This is a genomic window from Microcystis sp. M179S2 (assembly GCF_020245805.1).
GTDB classification, from domain to species: Bacteria; Cyanobacteriota; Cyanobacteriia; order Cyanobacteriales; family Microcystaceae; genus Microcystis; species Microcystis aeruginosa.
This window is the reverse complement of record NZ_JADBUE010000151.1, coordinates 1-3,690: the sequence shown is the minus strand read 5'-3', so window position 1 is coordinate 3,690 and position 3,690 is coordinate 1. Positions and strand designations below refer to the sequence as shown.

At 40.7% G+C, this 3,690-nt stretch carries 2 protein-coding genes; both read left to right on the top strand.

Annotated features, from left to right (window positions below):
- Positions 1 to 1,990 (top strand): beta strand repeat-containing protein (locus IM500_RS08995; RefSeq protein WP_287738160.1); only part of this gene is annotated, 1,990 nt, incomplete at its 5' end.
- 257 nt (positions 1,991 to 2,247) lie between these two features.
- On the top strand, positions 2,248 to 3,165 hold the full coding sequence (locus IM500_RS08990) for a GNAT family N-acetyltransferase (RefSeq protein WP_190723834.1): 918 nt from the start codon (positions 2,248 to 2,250) through the stop codon (positions 3,163 to 3,165).
- The last annotated feature ends 525 nt before the right edge of the window (positions 3,166 to 3,690 follow it).

The window sequence follows — 3,690 nt, the reverse complement described above, 5'->3', positions numbered from 1 at the left end:
TGGAGATGCGGGGAATGATACCCTAATTGGTGGTTTAGGAGATGACACTTATCAAATTGATACTACTACTGATACCATTACCGAAAACGCCAACGAAGGTACAGATACCGTTCAATCATCGGTTACTTATACCCTGGGAATCAACCTAGAAATCCTCACTTTAACTGGGAATACAAATATTAACGGAATAGGTAACGCTGCTAACAATATCCTGACGGGTAATAGTGGTAATAATACCCTCAATGGAGATGCGGGGAATGATACCCTAATTGGTGGTTTAGGAGATGACACTTATCAAATTGATACTACTACTGATACCATTACCGAAAACGCCAACGAAGGGACAGATACCGTTCAATCTTCTGTCACTTATACCCTGGGTAATAACATAGAAAACCTCACCCTAACCAGGACTACAGCCATTAATGGGATAGGTAACGCTGCTAATAACATTCTGACGGGTAATAGTGGTAACAATACCTTAACAGGTAATGGCGGTAACGATACCCTGAATGGTGCAGCCGGAATTGATACCCTAATCGGTGGTTTAGGAGATGATACCTATCAAGTTGATACCACCACCGATACCATTACCGAAAACGCCAACGAAGGGACAGATACCGTTCAATCTTCTGTCACTTATACCCTGGGTAATAACATAGAAAACCTCACCCTAACCGGGACTACAGCCATTAATGGGATAGGTAACGCTTCTAATAACATCCTGACGGGTAATAGCGGTAATAATACTCTCACAGGGGGTGCGGGGAATGATACTCTAACAGGAGGTGATGGAATCGATACCTTAATCGGTGGTTTAGGAAATGATACTTATCAAGTTGATACTACTACCGATATCATTACCGAAAACGCCAACGAAGGGACAGACACCGTTCAATCTTCTGTAAATTACACCCTCGGAAATAACCTAGAAAACCTCACCCTAACTGGGACTACCGCCCTTAACGGGACAGGTAACGCCGCTAATAACATCCTGACGGGTAATAGTGGTAATAATACCCTCAATGGAGGTGATGGAATTGATACCCTAATCGGTGGTTTAGGAGATGATACCTATCAAGTTGATACCACCACCGATATCATTACTGAAAACGCCAACGAAGGGACAGACACCGTTCAATCTTCCGTAACTTATACCCTGGGTAATAACCTAGAAAACCTCACCCTAATCGGGACTAGCGCAATTAACGGAACCGGTAACGCTGCTAATAACATCCTGACGGGTAATAGTGGTAATAACACCTTAACGGGTAATGGCGGTAACGACACCTTCAATGGAGATGCTGGAATTGATACTTTGGTAGGTGGTTTAGGAGATGACACCTATCAAATTGATACTACTACCGATACCATCACCGAAAACGCCAACCAAGGTACAGACACAGTTGAATCTTCCGTAACTTATACCCTCGGAAACAACCTAGAAAACCTCACCCTAACTGGTACGACAGCCATTAACGGAACTGGTAACGCATTAAATAATATTATCACTGGTAATAGTAGTAACAATACCCTCAATGGAGGAGCCGGAATCGATACTCTAATCGGTGGTTTAGGTGCAGATACTTTCATCTTCCAATTTGGACAATCTACCATATCAACAAGTGACCGTATCACAGATTTTGCCATCAATAGTGATAAAATCGACTTATTAACTCAAGGCGGACTCGTCATGAATGCACCTAGTAGTTTTAGTCGCGCTGCTAATAGCACTGCTACTACTTTACAGAATTTAGTCAATCAGGTATTTACTGATGCCAATGGAGCCACTACAGGTAATCAAGGATTAGCGGTTAATAGTGCCGCCTTAGTGCAAGTAACAACCGTTGCAATAGCTGGAACTTACCTCGTTATTAATGATAGCACGGCTGGCTTCCAATCCAGCAATGATTTATTAATAAATATCACTGGATTTACTGGTACTTTACCGGCTTTAGGGAACATTCCAGTAGGTAACTTCTTTGTTTAATTAAGTAGGCATAGGGGGCGTATTTTCGGCTATCAATTCGGTCAAAAAACCAAAATTAACAAGCCGCCGTAACCAGATCAGATTGGGATAATTGAGCGCAATTAAAAAAACTCTGTGTTCTCTGTGTCTCTGTGGTTTTTATTAGTTACGCTATCACTAAAACACCCTACAAGCTAACGAGGTTGCCCCATTTGCCGCCTCTCTGGTAAACTATAAAAATAATCCCAGGCTTGTTCTGAACATATTGCTAGAGTTTTATGTCTTACATCCAACGACTTGCTACTCCTGATGATAAAAACGCACTCGTTTCTCTCTGGCGTTTTTTTGCTGTTGAACGAGAAAAAGTTGATCCGTCAATGCGAATCAAATCTGATTTTGATTTTGCCAGATATGTCGGCTATCAGTTGAGCAAACCGCTCTCATTCTGTTTTGTTTTACAGTACGAACAGGAGTTAGTGGGATTCCTCTCTATTTACTTTTATGATGAAGCACCTCCACCGCAACTTAAGACAGAATTAGAGATGCTAGAAAATCCATTTATACCGCGTCGAGTTGGAGCAGTATTGGGGTTATATGTGGAGGAACAGCACCGGCATCCGCCAACAATTAAGCTGTTAATTGATTCAGCATTAAAGAAAGCAGAAGAATTACAAGTAACTGATATAGATCTATTAGTTTCTATTGAGCAGACAGGAATTCACGCTTTATTAAAAAGATACGGCTTCACCGAATCGGCTATTCAATATACTAAACACTTTCAAGTTACTGGAGACAATTTACCGAGTTTACATCCTGCTTTTGGGGAATATCAGCGGCTTGATCTTGCTACCAACCAAGCCATTCCTTTACGAGACCCGCTGACCAATGAAATAGCCAAAAATCTGCAAGGTGAAACGATTTATTTAGAACCCCTACAAGATGAAACAGGCAAAATATTAAAAAGTTCTCGCGGCTTACCTATTTATCCCCTTCCCTTGCGAGATCCTCAGACACACAAATGGGTATTTGATCAAACAGGAAAGTTAGTCCTATGTCCTGTATTGCGGAATAAAAAAGGAGAAATTATTGAGAGGGATGGACTCCCTCAATTTCAGTCACCAGTATATGAATATGAAACTGGAAAATTATCTCTCAAGCGAGATGAATTAGGAAATTATTGTTTTGCTAAACCTTAAGACAACACCTCAGCTATCTGAGTGAAGCGCAAAGGTAAATGTCATTCTGAGTGGAGCGTAGCGAGACGAAGAATCTCCCAGAACATTAGACCTCGACCTAATATTATCTTGGGACCAAAATTTTTTCTGGTTAAGAAACTTACCAAACAAAAATGATTTTAATTGACCCATCATCGAACTATTCAATTAGTACAAAAGAGCAAAGCAAGCTGTGATTAGGTGATAATTTTTGGAGATGTCTATTAGCCTGAATTATTCACCAATTGCTGGCCTTTTTTTAGCCAGATCGCTGAAAGACTTTCCTAGCAAGACTTTTAAGTATCTTCCCAAATCTTCATCAATAAAGCAGGTTAAGTAATGGGACTTAGGCGTTTTCGGTCAGCAAAAAAGGCTCAAACCATTACGGGACAAAGGGTTAACCTCGATTTATGATTTTCCTTGATATATCTGGACTTCCCCCGTATAAACATACTAGCTATGGACAAAAGTCTTACAGAGCCTGAGTTAAAGCCATATAATACTAAT

Excerpts from the sequence above, each read along its gene's own strand:
- IM500_RS08990 (WP_190723834.1), top strand. The coding sequence starts at position 2,248 with ATGTCTTACATCCAACGACTTGCTACTCCTGATGATAAAAACGCACTC.